Annotated in this window: 18 protein-coding genes and 1 riboswitch; of the genes, 12 read left to right on the forward strand and 6 right to left on the reverse strand. The window is 72.4% G+C overall.

Translation table 11 applies throughout. From position 1 onward, the window contains the following. Positions 1–9 precede the first annotated feature (9 nt). Positions 10–795: a hypothetical protein gene (locus ABZ833_RS40890; protein ID WP_361058239.1), complete on the reverse strand. Its 786-nt coding sequence runs from the start codon at positions 793–795 to the stop codon at positions 10–12. A gap of 255 nt (positions 796–1,050) precedes the next feature. On the opposite strand from ABZ833_RS40890, the gene ABZ833_RS40895 reads away from it, so the two are divergent. After that, entirely contained in the window at positions 1,051–1,941 is an 891-nt protein-coding gene (locus tag ABZ833_RS40895) for a neutral zinc metallopeptidase (protein ID WP_361058241.1), read from the forward strand. 4 nt (positions 1,942–1,945) lie between these two features. Here ABZ833_RS40895 and ABZ833_RS40900 read toward each other — a convergent pair whose 3' ends face one another. From ABZ833_RS40900 to ABZ833_RS40910, 3 genes are all read right to left on the reverse strand, one after another. Beyond that, entirely contained in the window at positions 1,946–3,418 is a 1,473-nt protein-coding gene (locus ABZ833_RS40900; protein ID WP_361058243.1) for a hypothetical protein, read from the reverse strand. 88 nt (positions 3,419–3,506) lie between these two features. Then, positions 3,507–4,643, reverse strand: a complete 1,137-nt coding sequence (locus ABZ833_RS40905) for an alpha/beta fold hydrolase (protein WP_361058245.1) — start codon at positions 4,641–4,643, stop codon at positions 3,507–3,509. 116 nt (positions 4,644–4,759) lie between these two features. Next, positions 4,760–5,428, reverse strand: a complete 669-nt coding sequence (locus ABZ833_RS40910; protein WP_361058247.1) for a class II aldolase/adducin family protein — start codon at positions 5,426–5,428, stop codon at positions 4,760–4,762. Between the two features lie 225 nt (positions 5,429–5,653). Here ABZ833_RS40910 and ABZ833_RS40915 point away from each other — a divergent pair, with 225 nt between their 5' ends. The 6 genes from ABZ833_RS40915 to ABZ833_RS40940 all read left to right on the forward strand — a co-directional run bounded on the left by ABZ833_RS40915 (position 5,654) and on the right by ABZ833_RS40940 (position 9,968). Continuing rightward, a complete protein-coding gene (locus ABZ833_RS40915) occupies positions 5,654–6,394 on the forward strand; it encodes a lysozyme (protein WP_361058249.1) in 741 nt (246 codons plus the stop codon). 191 nt (positions 6,395–6,585) lie between these two features. After that, positions 6,586–7,860 carry an inorganic phosphate transporter gene (locus ABZ833_RS40920; protein WP_361058251.1) on the forward strand — a complete coding sequence of 425 codons (1,275 nt, stop codon included), beginning with the start codon at positions 6,586–6,588 and terminating at the stop codon, positions 7,858–7,860. Between the two features lie 12 nt (positions 7,861–7,872). Further along, the gene (locus tag ABZ833_RS40925; RefSeq protein WP_249590708.1) at positions 7,873–8,118 is read left to right on the forward strand and encodes a hypothetical protein; all 246 of its coding nucleotides are present in this window, start codon (positions 7,873–7,875) and stop codon (positions 8,116–8,118) included. Between the two features lie 233 nt (positions 8,119–8,351). Then, a complete protein-coding gene (locus ABZ833_RS40930) occupies positions 8,352–9,206 on the forward strand; it encodes a helix-turn-helix transcriptional regulator (protein WP_361058253.1) in 855 nt (284 codons plus the stop codon). 44 nt (positions 9,207–9,250) lie between these two features. After that, positions 9,251–9,796, forward strand: a complete 546-nt coding sequence (locus tag ABZ833_RS40935) for a hypothetical protein (RefSeq protein WP_361058255.1) — start codon at positions 9,251–9,253, stop codon at positions 9,794–9,796. Then, positions 9,783–9,968, forward strand: a complete 186-nt coding sequence (locus tag ABZ833_RS40940; protein ID WP_361058257.1) for a hypothetical protein — start codon at positions 9,783–9,785, stop codon at positions 9,966–9,968. The genes ABZ833_RS40935 and ABZ833_RS40940 overlap by 14 nt, the downstream gene beginning before the upstream one ends. Positions 9,969–10,033: 65 nt before the next feature. On the opposite strand, the gene ABZ833_RS40945 is transcribed toward ABZ833_RS40940, so the two are convergent. After that, a complete protein-coding gene (locus ABZ833_RS40945) occupies positions 10,034–10,297 on the reverse strand; it encodes a DUF397 domain-containing protein (RefSeq protein WP_361058259.1) in 264 nt (87 codons plus the stop codon). Positions 10,298–10,534: 237 nt separating this feature from the next. Further along, a riboswitch (cobalamin riboswitch) is annotated at positions 10,535–10,669 on the forward strand. A gap of 104 nt (positions 10,670–10,773) precedes the next feature. Here ABZ833_RS40945 and ABZ833_RS40950 point away from each other — a divergent pair. Genes ABZ833_RS40950 through ABZ833_RS40970 form a run of 5 tightly spaced genes read left to right on the forward strand, consistent with a single transcriptional unit; the run spans position 10,774 to position 17,298 of the window. Continuing rightward, positions 10,774–11,715 carry a cobalamin biosynthesis protein gene (locus ABZ833_RS40950; protein ID WP_361058261.1) on the forward strand — a complete coding sequence of 314 codons (942 nt, stop codon included), beginning with the start codon at positions 10,774–10,776 and terminating at the stop codon, positions 11,713–11,715. Further along, complete coding sequence (locus ABZ833_RS40955) at positions 11,712–13,220, forward strand: cobyric acid synthase (RefSeq protein ID WP_361058263.1); 1,509 nt, start codon at positions 11,712–11,714, stop codon at positions 13,218–13,220. Before ABZ833_RS40950 ends, ABZ833_RS40955 begins: the two co-directional genes overlap by 4 nt. A gap of 51 nt (positions 13,221–13,271) precedes the next feature. Continuing rightward, positions 13,272–15,332 (forward strand): putative cobaltochelatase, encoded by a 2,061-nt coding sequence (locus ABZ833_RS40960; protein ID WP_361058265.1) that lies wholly within the window; start codon positions 13,272–13,274, stop codon positions 15,330–15,332. After that, positions 15,332–15,940, forward strand: a complete 609-nt coding sequence (cobO, locus tag ABZ833_RS40965) for a cob(I)yrinic acid a,c-diamide adenosyltransferase (RefSeq protein WP_361058267.1) — start codon at positions 15,332–15,334, stop codon at positions 15,938–15,940. The genes ABZ833_RS40960 and cobO overlap by 1 nt, the downstream gene beginning before the upstream one ends. Further along, a complete protein-coding gene (locus ABZ833_RS40970; protein ID WP_361058269.1) occupies positions 15,934–17,298 on the forward strand; it encodes a cobyrinate a,c-diamide synthase in 1,365 nt (454 codons plus the stop codon). The genes cobO and ABZ833_RS40970 overlap by 7 nt, the downstream gene beginning before the upstream one ends. A gap of 76 nt (positions 17,299–17,374) precedes the next feature. Here ABZ833_RS40970 and ABZ833_RS40975 read toward each other — a convergent pair whose 3' ends face one another. Then, positions 17,375–18,106: a ZIP family metal transporter gene (locus ABZ833_RS40975; protein WP_249590698.1), complete on the reverse strand. Its 732-nt coding sequence runs from the start codon at positions 18,104–18,106 to the stop codon at positions 17,375–17,377. Positions 18,107–18,301 lie beyond the last annotated feature (195 nt).

Consider the following 18,301-nt stretch of genomic DNA (forward strand, 5'->3'; position numbering starts at 1 on the left):
AGGGCAATTCTAACGGGGCGGTGCAAACTCATTTTCTGCCCGGGTGGGTACGCCGTCGGGGGCGCCGCCCGGCAGCTCGTTGCCCAGGGGCGTTCGCCTGGGAACGATCCGGCCGAGGTCGTCCACCGCGATCAGCTGGGAGGTCCAGGGCGTCGCGGCGTCCCCGCACGGCTGGGCGATCATCAGGGCGCTCCCGTGGCGCACGGAACGGGCGGGCTCGAAGGCGCAGCCCGGCCGGGCGGGCAGCACCCAGCGCAGGTCGCCGTCCGCGCTGCGGTAGGCGGCGATGCGGTGCGGGGTGACGACGGCGAGCATCCGGCCACGGGGGTCGAGCGGCTGCAGGACACCGGCGGCGCCGCGGGCGGCGGGAGAGCGCAGCCAGGGTGCGCTGCCGGGGATGGCGCGGTGCCAGCGGACGGCGCTGCCGTCGGCGCGCGCGGTGTCGGTGACCAGACCGTCGCTCCAGAGCGCGATGGCGTGCCCCGGGGCGGGGAGCACGGTGAGCGGACGGGCTCCCTCGCGGCTGTACGTCCAGCGCGGGCGGCCTGTCGCCGGGTCGTACGCCTCGACCGCGCGGCCCGTGCTCCGCAGCCCGGGGGCCGCTGCGCCGTCGTCCACGCGCGCGTGGACGGTGATGTGGTCTCCGTAGGGGGCGGGCCGCGAGTGGTGGGCCGCGGTGATCAGCGGCAGGGCGAGGAGGCCGAGGGCCACCGGGAGCGCGAGCCGGGAACCGCGACGGGCGGGCACCGGTCCCACGGGCCCGGCCGCGGCCACCTCGAACGGCACTACGGACACGACGCCCCCTCTTCGACACCCCTGCCGGTACCTCTGCCGGTACCGCTGCCCACGAACAGGCGCAGAGCGTAGCGGCGGCGTCACCGCGCGGCCCCGGGCGGCGGCCGCGACACGGTGCGCCGTTCGGCGAGGGTCCCCCGTTCGGACCCCCGTCCGGCGCCGCGCGGGGTGGGGCATATCAGGATGAAGGCGCCGACATCTCGGCACAGGGCGGCCACACTCCGCTCCGGATGCGAGGCAGAGGGTGGTGCGCCCATGCAGTTCGACGACGACGCCGATCTGGACACGTCCGAGGTACAGGACGTGCGGGGCAGCCGGATTCCCGGCGGCAAGGCGACGGTCGGCGGCGGCATCGCGGGCCTGATCGCGCTGCTCCTGGGGCTGTTCTTCGGGGTCGGCCCGGACCAGCTAGGCCTCTCGTCCGGCAACGAGGAGCCCGCCGCCACCTCCTCGTCCCTCGCGCAGGTCCAGCAGTCCTGCCGTACGGGGCAGGACGCGAACACCAAGGAGGACTGCCGCATCGTGGCGGTGGTCAACAGCGTGCAGGACTACTGGCGCGCGGAGTTCCGGCTCAGGCAGGCGAGCTACTCCCCCGCCCCGACCGTCCTGTTCACCAGCCGGGTGGGCACGGCGTGCGGCGCCGCGACGTCGGCGGTCGGCCCCTTCTACTGCCCCGGCGACCGGAAGGTCTATCTGGACCTGGGCTTCTTCGAGGAGCTGCGGACGAAGTTCGGGTCGAGCGGCGGCCCCTTCGCGCAGGCGTACGTCGTGGCGCACGAGTACGGGCACCACGTGCAGAACCTGATGGGGACGCTGCAGCGCGCCCAGGACGGGCGTACGGGACAGAACAGCAACGCCGTCAAGGTCGAGCTGCAGGCCGACTGCTACGCGGGCGTCTGGGCGCGGCACGCGACCCGCACTCCTGACGACAAGACGGGCAAGCCGCTGATCACCAGCCTGAACGACGCGGACATCCGCGAGGGCCTGGACGCGGCGGCCGCGGTCGGCGACGACCGCATCCAGGAGAAGTTCCAGGGCCGGGTCACCCCGGAGTCCTGGACGCACGGCTCGGCCGAGCAGCGGCAGCAGTGGTTCTACCAGGGCTACCGCACCGGCGACATGGGGCAGTGCAACACCTTCCGGTGAGGTGCTACACCCCTCCGGTGTGCACCTGGAAGGCCGCACGGCGCACGGCCTTGGCCAGCGCCGGGTCGGGGTGGGCCGCGGCGAGGGCGACCAGGACCTGGACGGTGCGGGGGTGGCCGATGCGGCGGACCTCGTCGAGGAGCGCGGGCACCGTGGGCTGCACCGCGGACTCCAGGTGGCGGATGAGGAGATGGGTCTCCCCGTGGTCGGCGACCGCCGCGGCGGTGTCGACCCACAGCCACGTCGACTCGTCCCGCGTCAGGACGAGGTGGACGTCCTCGGGGTCGGCGCCCTCCTGCTCCGCAAGCCAGATGAGGGCGTAGGGCCGCAGCGGGGTCTCGTCCACGACGGCCCGCACCTCGGACTCGGCCGGGGCGCCGACCACCCGCAGGGCCTCGAAGGCGAGGCCGCGCAGGAGGGCGTCCTCGCCGCGGGCGGCGTCCAGGAGCTCGGTGACGGCGCTGCCCACGGGGCGGGCGGCGAGCCAGGCGCGGTACTCGGAGCGGGCCGCGTTCGGGCGCAGGCGTGCGCAGCCGCGGAGCATGTCCTCGGCGGACTGCTCGATGTTCCCGGCCGGGCTCTGCGCGGCCACGCAGATCTGCTCCAGCTTGACCCAGACCGCCCAGCTGCCGAGCGGCGTGAGCGTGGCCTGCCCGTCGGCGTACGTCAGCGCGCCGACGGCGGCGAGGCCGCGCAGCGCCCAGTCCAGGAGGGTGGCCAGGGACGGCGTCTCGGCCGGGTCCACCGGCTCGGGCTGCGGGCCGTAGGGGATCTCGCAGCGCTCCGTGCGCAGTTCCGTGACGCGCTGGTCCAGGAGGTCCAGGAGCTGCGCCACGGGCACGGGGCCCGCGGAGAGCTGAAGCAGGGTGAGGAGCTGCGGCATGGCCTCGACGGTCTCGGCCACGGTGGCGGGGGCCAGTTCGCGCGATGCCGCGTGCGTGAGCGACCAGGCGTCGAAGAGGGCGACCCAGCCGCGCAGCACGGCGGCGTCGTCACGGTCCCAGGCGCGCAGCCGCCAGCCGGGGCGCGCGCTGTCGCCGTGCACCTCGATGAGGCCTGCCAGGCGTGCGGTGTCCCAGTCGGCGCGGACCTGATCGGGGGTCAGCGCGAGTTCCGCGGCGGCCCGTTCGGCGGTCTCGGCGGAGAGGGTTCCTCTGCCGCCCTGGGCATCGGGCGCGCCCGCGTTCGCGTCGGGCGCTCCCGGGCGGCTGCGTCCCGGACGCAGGGACGTGTCGGCCCAGCGGGCGACCGTCACGGCGTCGGCGAGGCCTTTGCGCGCCATCCGGGCCAGCTCTCCGGGGGCGGGCGTGCCCTCGGGGGGCCGGGGCGCGGGACGGCGCGCACGCTGCTGCGTCACTGCGCCGGGGGCGGTCAGGGGTCGCGCTGTGCCGCGCTCCGCCCCCGCTCGCCTCTCGGCCCTGGGGGACTGAGCGCGGACGAGTCGGAGCCTTGAGTCGCGCGGGATACGGGACGTCACGGGAGCAGTCTTCCTGTTGACGGTCCGAAAACCCAAACGGAATGCCTCCGCAAGGCTCCGGAGCGCTACGTCCTGAGGCCTTGGCGCGCTACATGAGGGGCGTGAGGAAGCGCCGCAGCGCCTCTTCATAGCCCGCGGGGTCGGCGTTCCACATGGCTCCGTGGGGCGCATCCGGAACGGTGTGGAGAGTGACCAGTTCCGGCCGCCGTTCGGCCAGTTGACGGGAAAGCGCCCAGGGGGCGATGACGTCGTCGGGGCCGTGGAAGAGGAGCGTGGGGACCCCCAGCACCTCGGGGTCGGCGGCCTCCAGGATGCGGTCGCCGCGCAGGCCCGTACGCCCCTGGGCGGCGCGCACCGCGAGCGGCAGGAGCGGCCTCGGCGTACGCCGGGCCGCGGCGAGCGCCCGCAGAGTGGTCTCCCAGTTGAGCACCGGGGAGTCGAGGACGAGTCCGCTGATCCTCTCGCGCAGGGCCGAGTACGCGGCGGCGTGCAGGGCCATGGCCGCGCCGGTGGACCAGCCGTGCAGGATCACGTTCTGGGCGCCGTAGCGCACGGCGTAGCGGATGGCCGCGTCCAGGTCGCGCCACTCGGTCTCGCCGAGGTGGCCGAGGCCGTCCGGGGAGCGGGGCGCGCCGAGGTCGCCGCGGTAGGCGAGATCGAGCACCGGGAACTGCTGGCGGTGCAGGAAGTCCATGACGACCATGGGGTGCTCGCGGGTCGTGCCGAGGCCGTGCACGGTGATCACCCAGGTGTCGCGGACCCCCGGCACGAACCAGGCGGGCAGACCGCCGAGTTCGCCGGGGATGTCGACGTCCGCGTGGTCGATGTCCAGTGCCGCGTGCGGGTCGCCGATGTGGACCTGCGGGGTGAGCCAGACCTTGTCGCCGGGGTCGAGGGAGCCGTGCGTGACGCGCTCCAGGCGGCGTACGACGGTGTCCGCCGCGTGCGGCGCGGTGTCCAGGACGGGCCCGATCACCGCATGGCTGCCGTTGCCGCTCAGGCCGTACGTGCCGGGGCGCAGGCTCGCGAGGGCGCGGGTCAGGGTGATCTGGCCCGCGGCCGTGGAGTGGACCGTGAGGCGGGGCTCCGTCGGCAGCGGGCGGCCCGACGGTGCCTTCAGGGCGGCGTTGCTGGCGAACCGGCCCGCGGCGACGGCGGCTGCGCCGCCCAGGAGGGCGGTGGTGACGGCGGTGACGGCCGTTGCCGTCGCTTTGGCTGGGCGCACCTGCCCAGTGTCGGGCCGCCGGGTGGCCACGGCCAGTGGGCGGGGCCCGCGGGGTGATGTCACTTCGTCCGCGGGCCCGTGGCGTGGCGTCCCCCCGCGGGCGGCCCCCGGGGGCGTCAGCCTTGGCCGTAGCCCCGCAGCCTGTCCTCCGCTTCCCGCAGCTGGCCGGCGGACAGGAGCGTGGGGGCGTGCCCCGGGATCGCGCTCGCCGTCAGCCAGAGGCGGGACATCCATTCCAGCTGGGCCGTGCGGTCGTACGCCTGGTCCAGAGTGTCTCCGTATGTGATGGTTCCGTGGTTCTGCAGCAGGCAACCTGTGCGCTCCCTGAGGGCCCGGAGCATGTTCTCGGCCAACTCGTCGGAGCCGTACGGCGCATACCGGGCGACGCGGGCCGGGCCGCCGAGCGCGGCCGCCATGTAGTGGATGGGCGGCAGCTCCGGGACGAGGGTGGAGACCGCGGTGGCGTGCACCGCGTGGGTGTGGACGACGGCTCCGGCGTCCGTGGTGCGGTAGACGGCCAGGTGCATGGGCAGTTCGCTCGTCGGGGCGAGATCGCCGAAGAGCTGATGCCCGTCCGCGTCGACGCCGACCGCGTCCTGCGGTCTCAGACGGTCGTACGGCACCCCGCTGGGGGTGACGAGGATCGTGTCGCCGACGCGCACCGAGACATTGCCCGATGTGCCGACCACCAGGCCGTCCGCCACCGTCCTGCGGGCCGCCGCCACCAGCTCGCCCCACGCCCGCTCCATCGCGTCCTGCCGGTCTTCGCCCCGCTGCTCCGTCATGCCGTGATCCTGCCAGCCACGGGCCGCGGCACCGCCGCGCGGAGCCCCGGAGTCCGGCTCGGAGTCCCGCTCGGAGTCCGGCTCGGAGTCCCGCTCGGAGTCCGCAAGGCCGCGAACGGCGGCAAAACACCCCCACCCCCGAATGGCTGGCGGTCGACCGGCATTCAACGATCTTCCAATACCCTCCGGGTGATTTGTCCCGCACATCGCCATCCGGGGGGAAATATGGCTCGTGACCACAGAACGTCCCGTCGCCGCGCTCACGTCATCGCGGCCTCAGTAGCGACTCTCGCCCTGGGGGGAACCGCCCTCTCCGAGATTCCGGTTTCCGCGGCGGGCCAGCCGCGGGGACACGACGTCTCGTCGCACCAGAAGAACGTCGACTGGCAGAAGGCGAAGAGCAAGGGCGCGCGCTTCGTCTACGTCAAGGCCACCGAGTCCCACACGTACCGCAATCCCCACTTCGCCCAGCAGTACAACGGCTCCCGCAGCGCGGGCATCATCCGCGGCGCGTACCACTTCGCCGTGCCGGGCAAGTCGTCCGGCAAGAAGCAGGCCGCGTACTTCATGAACCACGGCGGACGGTGGCGGGCGGACGGCTGGACGCTGCCGCCCGCGCTGGACATCGAGCACAATCCCTACAGCTCACGGAAGTGCTACGGCGTCAGCAGGACCGGCATGGTCAACTGGATCAAGTCCTTCAGCAACGAGGTCAAACGGCAGACGGGACGGCGCCCCGTGATCTACACGACCACCAAGTGGTGGAACGACTGCACGGGCGGCAGCCGCGCCTTCGGGTCGAATCACGCGCTGTGGCTCGCACGCTGGTCGTCGACGCCGGGGACGCTGCCCAAGGGGTGGTCGTACCTGACGATCTGGCAGTACGACAACAGCGGCGCACTGCCGGGTGATCAGAATCTCTTCAACGGCTCGCTGAACCAGCTGAAGAGCTTCGCCCGGGGGTAGTCGGGAACCCTTGGAAGCCCGGATTCCGGGCCTCGCACGGCCCCTCCGGGCGATCTTCGTCAGGGCCATGACGGAACCGGAGCGGCGGTGCCCCGTATTGGGTCACCGCACGGCCCGGCCCAGTTCACTTTCCGTTCACCCTGGTTGCCTACGTTCCACTTGCCACTGACGTCCAACAGAAGCCTGGGTAAATGGAACACATCACGCTTCTCCTCGGGATCGTGATCGTTACCGCTCTCGTGTTCGACTTCACGAACGGTTTCCACGACACGGCCAACGCGATGGCGACCACCATCTCGACTGGCGCTCTCAAGCCCAAGACGGCGGTGGCCATGTCCGCCGTGCTGAATCTCGTCGGCGCCTTCCTGTCTGTCGAGGTCGCCAAGACGATCTCCGGCGGGATCGTCAACGAGGACGGACTGAAGACAGAGGTGATATTCGCGGCCCTGGTCGGCGCGATCCTCTGGAATCTCCTGACCTGGCTGGTGGGCCTGCCCTCCAGTTCCTCCCACGCACTCTTCGGTGGCCTCATCGGCGCCGCGGTCATGTCGATGGGCTGGTCGTCGATCAACGGCGGCACCGTCGTCACCAAGATCCTGATCCCCGCGATCGCCGCGCCCCTCGTGGCCGGCATCGCCGCGACGCTGGCCACGCGCCTGACGTACCGCATCGGGCGCAACACCGACACCAAGGCGACCGCCAAGGGCTACCGCACCGGTCAGATCGCCTCCGCGGGCCTCGTCTCACTCGCGCACGGCACGAACGACGCGCAGAAGACCATGGGCATCATCACGCTGGCCCTGATCACCGGCGGCGTCCTGAACCCGGGCGCCAACCCCCCGATGTGGGTCATCGTCTCGGCCGGTGTCGCCATCGCGCTCGGCACCTACCTCGGCGGCTGGCGCATCATCCGCACCATGGGCAAGGGCCTCACGGACCTCGCGCCGCAGCAGGGCTTCGCCGCCCAGACCAGCGCCGCGACCGCGATCCTCGCCTCCTCGCACATCGGCTTCTCGCTCTCCACCACCCAGGTCTGCTCGGGCGCCGTGATGGGCGCGGGCCTCGGCCGCAAGGGCGGTGTGGTCCGCTGGTCCACGGCGACCCGCATGTTCATCGCCTGGGGCCTGACGCTCCCGGCCGCCGGCCTGGTCGGCGCGGGCGCGGAGTTCCTCACCAAGCAGGGCCCCTGGGGCGTCGCGGCGACCGCCGCGCTCCTCATCGGCGGCTCCGCCGTCATCTGGGTGCTGTCCCGGCGCAACGCCGTCGACCACACGAACGTGGCCGACGACGAGATCCGCGGCTCCTCGGAAGCCGAGCCCGCCGGTGTCGTGACCACCGCGATGGCCGCCGTCACCCCGCCGCCCACCGGTTCGGCCGTGACGACCTCGGACGTCGACCTCGTCAAGGCCACCATCCCGGCCCCGACCGGCACCGTGGCGGACCCCGCCCGGCCCGCCACGGTGTAAGGACAACTGACCATGAACATCGACTGGGCAGCTCTCGGCTCCGTATTCGGAGTCAGCCTCGGCGTGACGGTGGCCCTGGTGGGCCTCTTCACCCTCGGCATCGTCGGCCTCTCCAAGCGCGAGGCGGCGGCGACATCCGGCGCCACCTCCTCCGCCTCCGCCGGCGGCCCTCCCGTGGCGGCACGCACGGGCGCGTACGTGTGCTTCGCGCTCTGCGCGGCGGCTGTGGCGTACGGGATCTACCTGATCGTCGCCTGAGCCTGACGACGACTCCGGCCTTCGCAAGAGCCGGGTGGGACGCACCTCACGGGTGCACCCCACCCGGCTTTTTCGTGTCCGCGAACCCCGCCTTTCACACGAACGAGCGCATGCGATGCGGCGAAGTGACATATGGCATACTGCTACTAAGCTGTCTGCTAGCGTCGGCTGCACATACGGCTCTCTGCCCTATGTCATTGAATCAGCAGCCATCACGACAGCGAGGAGCCACCATGCCGAGGGATGTCGACCCGAGCCTGAATCGCCGCAGGCTTCGCATCGCGCTCCGCAAGGCCCGCGAGGCCACGGAGCAGTCACAGGGCCAAGCCGCCCAAGCCCTCGACTGGTCACTGTCCAAGATCATGAGGATCGAGCAGGGCACGGTCAGCCTCTCCGTGACCGATCTGCGCGCTCTCCTCCAGCAGTACGGCGTGACGGACCAGGAACTCGGCGCAGAGCTCGAAGCAGCCGCCCGCGGTTCCAAGGGGCCGAGCTGGTGGTCCGCGTACCACGACGTCATCGGGCCGCAGTTCAGTCAGTACCTGGGCTATGAGAGCGCCGCCGCGTCCATTCGCACGTACAACCCGATCATCGTGCCCGGCTTTCTGCAGACGGACGAGTACACGATGGCGCTCCTCGCCCCGCGTGTCGACGAGAAGAAGGCGCGGCGGATCGTGGAGCTGCGGACCGTGCGCCAGGAGCGTGCCCTGGAGGGCGAGAACCCTCCGTGGACGTTCTTCATCGTCGACGAGGCCGCACTGCACCGCCAGGTCGGCGGACCACGCGTACAGCGCGCCCAACTGCAGCGCCTCATCGACGTCTCGGCCCGCCCGAAGGTGTCCCTCCAGGTGCTGCCGTTCACGGCCGGCGCCCACTACTCCACCCTGAGCAGCTTCATCCTGCTCGGCTTCCTGGACGACGAGGACCTGCTCTACCTGGAAGCACAGGGGAACCAGTCGATCCGTGACGACCACGAGCTGATCGTGCGTCACCAGGAGTGCTTCGAGTCTCTCCGCGAGACCGCGTACACCGGGGAGAAGGCCCTTGACCTGATCAACCGGGTCAGGGACGGCATTGACAGCAGCTGACCTCTCGGACCCAAGGAGTCCCTGAGGAGCGAGGAGGCCTCAATATGCCAGCCGCGTTGCGAGAGTGGTGGCAAGGGGTCCTCGCGGCCATCAGATGGGCGCCATGGCGAAGCGGTGGTTCAGGTGGTGCGCAAGGCGCGGATGGGGCTTCGGCCGGCTCGGCGTCCGACGCCGCCGGCGGCGCCTCTGCCGGACAGACACCGGCCGAAGGCCCCACCTACAACCAGCTCGTCCGCGAAGCGATGGCCAACCAGGGCCGCACGGACCGGATGGACACGCTGGACCGCCACCGCACGGACGACAGCCTCCGGATGTTCACGACCAGGATCGTCTACTGCACCGGCTGCATACTCGTTCTGGTGCTGACGCTCACCGGAGTGCTCGTCGTCCTGGGCGCCGTCGGCATGACGGGCTTCTGGACGGTCGGCTCGGTGATCGCCGTCTTCTCGGCCCCCGTGATCGCGCTGAGCCGCCAGCTCACCCAGTTGATCTCGCAGACAGGGGCGACGCCCACACTCAGCGACGACCGCCGTGCTGTGGTTCCCGCTCAGCGGCCCGAGCCCAGGGCCGAGGCCGATGATCCTGCCTGAACTCGGCCAAGCCCCACCAGAGCCCGATGGACACGGCGGCCGCCATGGCCGCGAAGGCCCAGACGGCGAGACGGGCGGCCGTGCCCTCGACCAGCAGCGAAGCCGCCGCGCCGACCAGGGTGGCGGCCGCGCCGAGCAGCACACACCCCGCCACCACCACGACAACCCCTGATGCCTTCCGCTTCCCCCCGTGCACACCGTTCACCAGGTGCCGCACTTCGGCGAGATGATGCTCAGTCATCCTGTTCCCCCTCTTTCTCCCCCGGCACCGACGAAAGCGTTCAGGAACGCCTGCCAGCGCTTGTCGGAGAAGACGACACGTGGCCCCGACGGGTTCTGCGAATCACGGACGATCACCGCATTCCGTATGAAGGCGACTTCGACGCAATCTCCGTCGGCCCCGCTGTAGCTGCTCCTGCGCCAGAAGCACCCGCACGGACTTTCCTTGGCCACGCCGACCTCCCCCTGCCCGAGAGCCGGCGCCGCTCGACGCGCGTCCATGTCGGCGTGCTCCGCCCACGCCGATGCACGATAGCGCCGTGATCTCGGAGGGCCGAGAGGTCCGCCGAGAACCACCACACCACGTAACGACCCGGACCGAATCACTCGTGGACCGCTCTCCGGTTGTCGCGTTCCAGTCTAGGAAAGTTCAATTTCCAGGCCTAGGGAAAAACCGGCCCCATGTGTGCCTCGGCACACTCTCCCGTCCCAGGTCAACGGCAAGTTGACGGGCGTTCGCGGGCGTGGTGGACTGCCGGAGCCATTACGGCGGCAGGAGAGGAAGCCGGTGCGAATCCGGCGCGGTCCCGCCACTGTCATCGAGGAGCGGACTCCTCGGAAGCCAGGAACTCTCCCCGCCGGTCACGTCGAACCAGGGCGCGGACACCCTGAGTGAGGACATATCGCCATGCGCGGCCGCCCGTTGCCGGTTCCTGTGCCCCTGTCTGTTCCCCTCCACGTACCGGCCGGCTGAACCCGTGCGTGCCGATCGCGACTTCGCGTACGGCGCCGCCGCCGGCCTCCTCGGTGATCTGTTCCTCGGCGATCCTCGTCGCGGGCACCCGGTCGCCGCGTTCGGGCGGGCCGCCGGCGCCGTCGAGCGTGTGCTGTGGCGTGACCACCGCGGGTGGGGCGCCCTGCACGCCGTGGTGTGTGCCGGGGGCGCGGCCGGTGCCGCCGCCCTGGTCTCTTCTCTCGTACGTGACTCCCGCGCCGCGTCCGTCGCGCTGACCGCGGCCACCACCTGGGCCGTGGTCGGCGGCACCTCCCTCGGCCGTGAGGCGCGGGCCATCGGCGGGGCGCTCGCCGCCGGGGACGTCGAGGTGGCGCGGGAACGGCTGCCGCATCTGTGCGGGCGCGATCCGCAGGCGCTGGATGCCGACGGCATCGCGCGTGCCGTGGTCGAGTCCGTCGCCGAGAACACGTCCGACGCGGTGGTGGGGGCCCTGGTGTGGGGGGCTCTGGGCGGGGTCCCCGGGCTTGTCGGCTTCCGGGCCGTGAACACGCTGGACGCCATGGTCGGGCACAAGTCCGCGAAGTACCGGCGCTACGGGTGGGCCTCCGCCCGCCTGGACGACGTACTGGGATGGCCGGGCGCCCGGCTCACCGCCGTGCTCGCGGCCGCGGCGGGGGACTCGCCGCGCGGTGCGCTGCGGGCCTGGCGTGACGACGCCGCCAAGCACCCGAGCCCCAACGCGGGGCCCGTCGAGGCCGCCTTCGCCGGGGCGTTGGGCGTACGGCTCGGGGGGACTCTCTCGTACGCGGGGCGTGTCGAGCACCGGCCCGTCCTGAACGGGGAAGGGCGGGGCGTCGAAGTCGCCGACATCGAGCGGGCCGTGAAGCTGTCGCGGCGGGTGGGGCTGCTGACCCTGGGGGTCGCCGCGGCCGTGAGCACGATACGGAAAGGCAGGGCCTCATGAGTGGTGGACTGCTCGTCGCAGGGACCACGTCCGACGCGGGGAAGAGCGTCGTCACCGCCGGGATCTGCCGGTGGCTGGCCCGCAAGGGGGTCTCCGTCGCGCCCTTCAAGGCACAGAACATGTCCCTCAACTCCTTCGTCACGCGCGAAGGTGCCGAGATCGGGCGCGCCCAGGCCATGCAGGCGCAGGCCGCCCGCGTCGAGCCGAGCGCGCTGATGAATCCCGTGCTGCTCAAGCCGGGCAGCGACCGCAGCAGCCAGGTCGTCCTGATGGGCAAGCCCGTGGGCGAGATGACCGCGCGGGGCTACCACGGTGGGCGGCAGGAAGCACTGCTCTCCACCGTCGTGGGATGCCTGGAGGAACTTCGGGGCAGCTATGACGCCGTGATCTGCGAAGGCGCGGGCAGTCCCGCCGAGATCAATCTGCGGCGTACGGACATCGTGAACATGGGGATCGCGCGGGCCGCCCGCTTCCCCGTCCTCGTCGTCGGCGACATCGACCGCGGTGGCGTCTTCGCCTCCTTCTTCGGGACGACAGCGCTGCTCGGCGCCGAAGACCAGGAGCTGGTCGCCGGGTATCTCGTCAACAAGTTCCGGGGCGACGTCTCGCTGCTCGAACCCGGGCTCGACATGCTGCTGGGGCTCACCGGGCGGCGTACGTTCGGTGTGCTGCCGTTCCAGCACGGCCTCGGCATCGACGAGGAGGACGGCCTGCGGGTGTCCCTGCGGGGTGCCGTCAGGGAGTCCGTCGTCGCTCCCCCGGTCGGTGAGGACGTGCTGCGGGTCGCCGTCTGTGCCGTGCCGCTGATGTCGAACTTCACGGACGTGGACGCGCTGGCCGCCGAACCCGGCGTCGTCGTGCGGTTCGTGGACCGGGCCGACGAGCTCGTCGACGCCGATCTGGTGGTCGTGCCGGGGACGCGCGGGACGGTGCGCGCCCTTCAGTGGCTGCGCGAGCGCGGCCTCGCGGACGCCATCGCGCGGCGCGCCGCCGAGGGGCGTCCCGTGCTCGGGATCTGCGGTGGCTTCCAGGTGCTCGGCGAGCACATCGAGGACGACGTCGAGTCGCGGGCCGGAGCCGTCGACGGGCTCGGACTGCTGCCCGTGCGCGTGCGCTTCGAGCGCGAGAAGACCCTCGCGCGCCCGGTCGGCGAGGCCCTCGGAGAACCCGTCGAGGGGTACGAGATCCATCACGGCGTCGCCCAAGTCCTGGGCGGAGAGCCCTTCTTGGACGGCTGCCGCGTCGGCGAGGTGTGGGGCACGCACTGGCACGGCTCCCTGGAGTCCGACGCGTTCCGGCGCCGCTTCCTCACCGAGGTCGCCCGCGCCGCGGGGCGCCGCTTCGTGCCCGCGCCCGACACCAGCTTCGGCGCGCTGCGCGAGGAGCAGCTCGACCTGCTCGGTGACCTGATCGAGGAACACGCGGACACGGACGCCCTGTTCCGTCTGATCGAGACCGGCGCCCCGCCCGGCCTCCCCTTCATCCCACCGGGGGCGCCCTCATGACCCTCCTGCCGCTGTCCCCTGCCCCGCCCCGCACCACGTAATGGAGGCCTTGTGAGTACCCCCTATCCGTTCACCGCTCTCGTCGGGCAGGACGACCTGCGGCTCGCCCTGCTGCTCAACGCCGTCTCGCCCGCCGTCGGCGGCGTGCTCGTGCGCGGGGAGAAGGGGACCGCCAAGTCCACCGCCGTGCGGGCCCTTTCCGCCCTCCTTCCGCAGGTGCCCGTCGTCGCCGGATGCCGCTTCTCCTGCGATCCGGCCGCCCCCGACCCGGCCTGCCCCGACGGGCCGCACGACGCCGGCGGGGCCGCCGTGCGCGACGCGCGGATGGTCGAGCTGCCCGTCGGCGCGTCCGAGGACCGTCTCGTCGGTGCGCTCGACATCGAGCGGGCGCTGTCCGAGGGCGTGAAGGCCTTCGAGCCCGGCCTGCTCGCCGACGCCCACCGCGGCATCCTCTACGTCGACGAAGTCAACCTGCTGCACGACCACTTGGTCGACCTGCTGCTCGACGCCGCCGCCATGGGTGCCTCGTACGTGGAGCGTGAGGGCGTGTCCGTGCGGCATGCCGCCCGGTTCCTGCTCGTGGGCACCATGAACCCCGAAGAGGGCGAACTGCGCCCGCAGTTGCTCGACCGGTTCGGGCTCACCGTCGAGGTCGCCGCGTCCCGCGAGACCGATCAGCGGGTCGAGGTCGTACGACGGCGGCTCGCGTACGACGACGACGCCGAAGGCTTCGCCGCGCGGTGGCACGACGACGAGTCCGCGCTGCGGGAGCGGATCGTCGCGGCGCGCGCGCTGCTCCCCCAAGTACGGCTCGGCGACGGGGCGTTGCGGCAGATCGCCGCCACCTGTGCGGCCTTCGAGGTCGACGGGATGCGCGCGGACATCGTGATGGCGCGTACCGCGACGGCGCTTGCCGCCTGGGCGGGACGCAGCGACGTGCTCGCCGAGGATGTGCGGCAGGCCGCCCTCCTCGCCCTTCCGCACCGGCGTCGGCGCAACCCCTTCGACGCTCCGGGGCTCGACGAGGACAAGCTCGACGACACGCTGGAGCAGGCCGGTGACGGCAGTGACACCGGGGGCGACGGGGACGACGACCCCGAGCCCGACGACGACGGGCCCGGCGGGGGCGGGCAGCCGCCCCAGGGCGGACCCGACACCCCGGACACCCCTGACACGTCCGACGCGCCCGCCGCCGACGACCGGCAGACCGGGCAGGACGACGACTCCTCCCCCGCACAGGTCCCCGCGCAGGCCCCGGCCGGCGGCGGTGAGCAGCAGCCCGTGCAGGCCTCCGAGCCGTTCCGCACGAAGATGCTGACCGTGCCCGGCCTCGGCGAGGGTGCCGCGGGGCGGCGCTCCCGGGCGCGGACCGAGCACGGGCGGACCACCGGGGCCCGGCGGCCTCAAGGGGCGCTCACCAAGCTGCACCTGGCGGCGACCGTGCAGGCGGCCGCCCCGCACCAGCGGGCGCGTGGGCGCTCGGGGCGGGGGCTCGTCGTGCGGCGGGACGATCTGCGGCAGGCGACGCGCGAGGGGCGTGAGGGCAACCTCGTGCTCTTCGTCGTGGACGCCTCCGGGTCCATGGCGGCGCGGCAGCGGATGAGCGCCGTGAAGGGAGCGGTGCTCTCGCTGCTGCTCGACGCCTACCAGCGGCGGGACAAGGTCGGGCTCGTCACCTTCCGGGGGTCCGACGCCGAGGTGGCGCTGCCGCCCACCTCGTCCGTCGACGCGGCCGCCGCTCGCCTGGAGACGCTGCCCACGGGCGGGCGTACGCCGGTCGCCGCCGGGCTGCTCAAGGCGCACGACGTGCTGCGGGTCGAGCGGCTGCGGGACCCGGCGCGGCGTCCGCTGGTCGTGGTCGTCACGGACGGCCGGGCCACGGGAGGCGTGGAGCCGGTGGCCAGGGCGGGGCGTGCGGCGCGCCTTTTCGGGGCCGCGGGGATCGCTTCCGTGGTCGTCGACTGCGAGTCGGGGCACGTGCGGCTCGGGCTCGCCGGGCAGCTCGCGGGCGAGCTCGGCGGGACCGTCGTGACGCTGGACGAACTGCGGGCGGAGTCCATCGCCGGGCTCGTCAAGGACGTAACTGGAACTCGTATGAGGAGCGTGGCCTGATGCCTCAGGGACAGCCGAACGTGGTGCCGGACGACGGGCTCACCACGCGTCAGCGGCGCAACCGTCCGCTGGTGATGGTGCACACCGGGATCGGCAAGGGGAAGTCCACCGCCGCTTTCGGGATGGCGCTGCGGGCGTGGAATCAGGGGTGGCCCATCGGGGTCTTCCAGTTCGTGAAGTCGGCGAAGTGGAAGGTCGGCGAGGAGAACGCCCTCAAGGTGCTCGGGGCGTCCGACGAGGGCGGGTCCGTCACCTGGAACAAGATGGGCGAGGGCTGGTCGTGGATCCAGCGGGCGCCCGCCGAGGGCGAGCCGAGCCACGAGGACAAGGCCCGCGAGGGGTGGGAGCAGGTCAAGCGTGACCTCGCCGCCGAGACGTACCAGCTGTACGTTCTCGACGAGTTCGCCTATCTCCTGCACTGGGGGTGGATCGACGTGGACGAGGTGGTCGAGGTTCTCCGGAATCGTCCCGGACACCAGCACGTCGTCATCACCGGGCGCTACGCACCGGACGCCCTGGTCGAGTTCGCCGATCTCGTCACCGACATGTCCAAGGTCAAGCACCCGATGGACGCCGGTCAGAAGGGCCAGAGGGGCATCGAGTGGTAGCTCGGCTTGTCGTTGCCGCGCCGTCTTCCGGGTGCGGCAAGACGACCGTGGCCACGGGTCTGATGGCCGCGTTCTCGGAGGCCGGGCTCGCGGTGTCCCCGCACAAGGTGGGGCCCGACTACATCGACCCCGGGTATCACGCGCTGGCCACGGGGCGCCCGGGGCGCAATCTCGACGCGTATCTGTGCGGGCCCGGGATGGTGGCGCCCTTGTTCAACCACGGGGCCCGCGGATGCGATCTCGCCGTGGTCGAGGGCGTCATGGGGATGTTCGACGGGGCGTCCGGCCAAGGTGAACTCGCTTCCACCGCGCATGTGTCGAAGCTGCTCCGGGCGCCGGTGGTCCTGGTCGTCGACGCGTCCTCCCAGTCCCGCTCGGTCGCCGCGCTGGTGCACGGCTTCGCGTCCTGGGATCCGCAGGTGCGGATCGGGGGCGTGATCCTCAACAAGGTGGGGTCCGCGCGCCACGAGGAGCTGCTGCGGGACGCCCTGGAGGAGTCCGGGGTGCCGGTCCTCGGCGCGCTGGGGCGGGTGCAGCAGGTCAAGGCGCCCTCGCGGCATCTGGGGCTCGTCCCGGTGGCCGAGCGGCAGGCCGAAGCCGTCGAGTCGGTGGCCGCGCTCGCCTCCCGGGTGCGGGAGGGCTGCGACCTCGACGCGATCCTCGCGCTGGCGCGCAGTGCGCCCGCGATGAGCGGTGAGACGTGGGATCCGGGTGCGGAAGCTCCGGGAACGCCTGAGGGGCGGAAGGGAGACGGCCGTCGGCCGGTCGTCGCCGTCGCCGGTGGGGCCGCCTTCTCCTTCTCCTACGCCGAGCACGCCGAGCTGCTCACCGCCGCGGGCGCCGACGTCGTGACCTTCGACCCGCTGCACGACGAGGAACTGCCGCCCGGCACCGCGGGGCTGATCATCGGCGGCGGGTTCCCCGAGGTGTACGCGCCCGAGCTCTCCGCCAACGAACCGCTGCGGAAGATCGTCGCCGAGCTGGCGCTGAGCGGGGCGCCCGTCGCCGCCGAGTGCGCCGGACTGCTCTATCTGACACGGGAGTTGGACGGAAAGCCCATGTGCGGCGTGCTCGACGCCCGCTCGCGGATGTCCGAACGGCTCACCCTCGGGTACCGCGAGGCCGTCGCCGTGTCCGACAGCCCGCTCGCGGCCGTCGGGACCCGGATGCGCGGGCACGAGTTCCACCGCACCGTCGTCGAACCGGGCGCCGGGGCGGCTCCCGCCTGGGGTCTGCACTCCCCGGAACGACGCGTCGAAGGCTTCGTGCAGCAGGGTGTGCACGCGAGCTATCTGCACACGCACTGGGCCGCCGAACCCGGTGTCGCCCGGCGGTTCGTGGAGAGGTGCGGGGGATGACCAGAGGGCCGGTGGGGGCCGGGCCGCGGGGCGGGGCGCGGGGCGGGGCGTCGTGACCCCGGTGCACGCCGTGGCCTCACTCCGCGATGCCCACCACCAGCCAGATGAAGGCCGCCCCCGCCACCGTGCACAGCAGCGTCGAGCGCGCCGGGTGCTCGTGGTGGGCCTCCGGCAGGATCTCCGCGGCGGCCAGGTAGAGCAGCGCACCGCCGAAGAAGCCGAGATATCCGCCGAGAAGTTGCTCCGGAATGGTGAACAGGAGCGTCGAAGCGGCGCCCGCCACCGGGGCCACCGCGTCCGCGAAGAGCATCGCGAGGGCCTTGCGGCGGGCGTTCCCGTACAGGCTGGTGAGCGTGTACGTGTTGAAGCCGTCCGCGAAGTCATGGGCGATGACCGCGACGGCCACCGCGACACCCATGCCGCCGCCCACCTGGAAGGCGGCGCCGATGGCGACGCCGTCCATGGCGCTGTGGCCGACCATCGCGGCGGCGGCCGTGAGGCCCACCTGCGGGACTCGGCCGTTCGTGTGCTCGTCCGCCCCGTGGGCCGCGTGGCGCCCCGCGAGGAGGTGCTCCACCAGGTGCGCGGTGAGGAAGCCCGCGACGAACAGGAGCAGCGCGGCGGGTACGCCGAAGACCGGGCCGCCCGCTGCCTCCAGCGCCTCCGGCAGCAGGTCGAGGCCGACCACGCCGAGCATCAGACCGCCCGCGAGCCCCAGGACGAGGTGGCGCCGGTCAGTGACCCGCTGGGCCGTCCAGCCGCCCACCAGAGTCATCACAAAGGCGCCGAGCGCCACGAACACCGCCATGCGCCCTTGCTAGCCGATCCACCCCCTGCCCCGCACATCCACATCGGGCGCGCCGCCGCTGCCGAAGGGCCGGAGGCCACCTCATGATCGCTGTCGTCGGTACGGGGACGGGGGCGCCGCTCGACGCATCGGCCCTCGACGCGTTGCGCGCCGCGGGGCTCGTCGTGGGGGCCGGGCGGCACATCGAAGCGGCTC

This window comes from Streptomyces sp. NPDC047525 (assembly GCF_040643025.1).
GTDB lineage: Bacteria > Actinomycetota > Actinomycetes > Streptomycetales > Streptomycetaceae > Streptomyces > Streptomyces durmitorensis.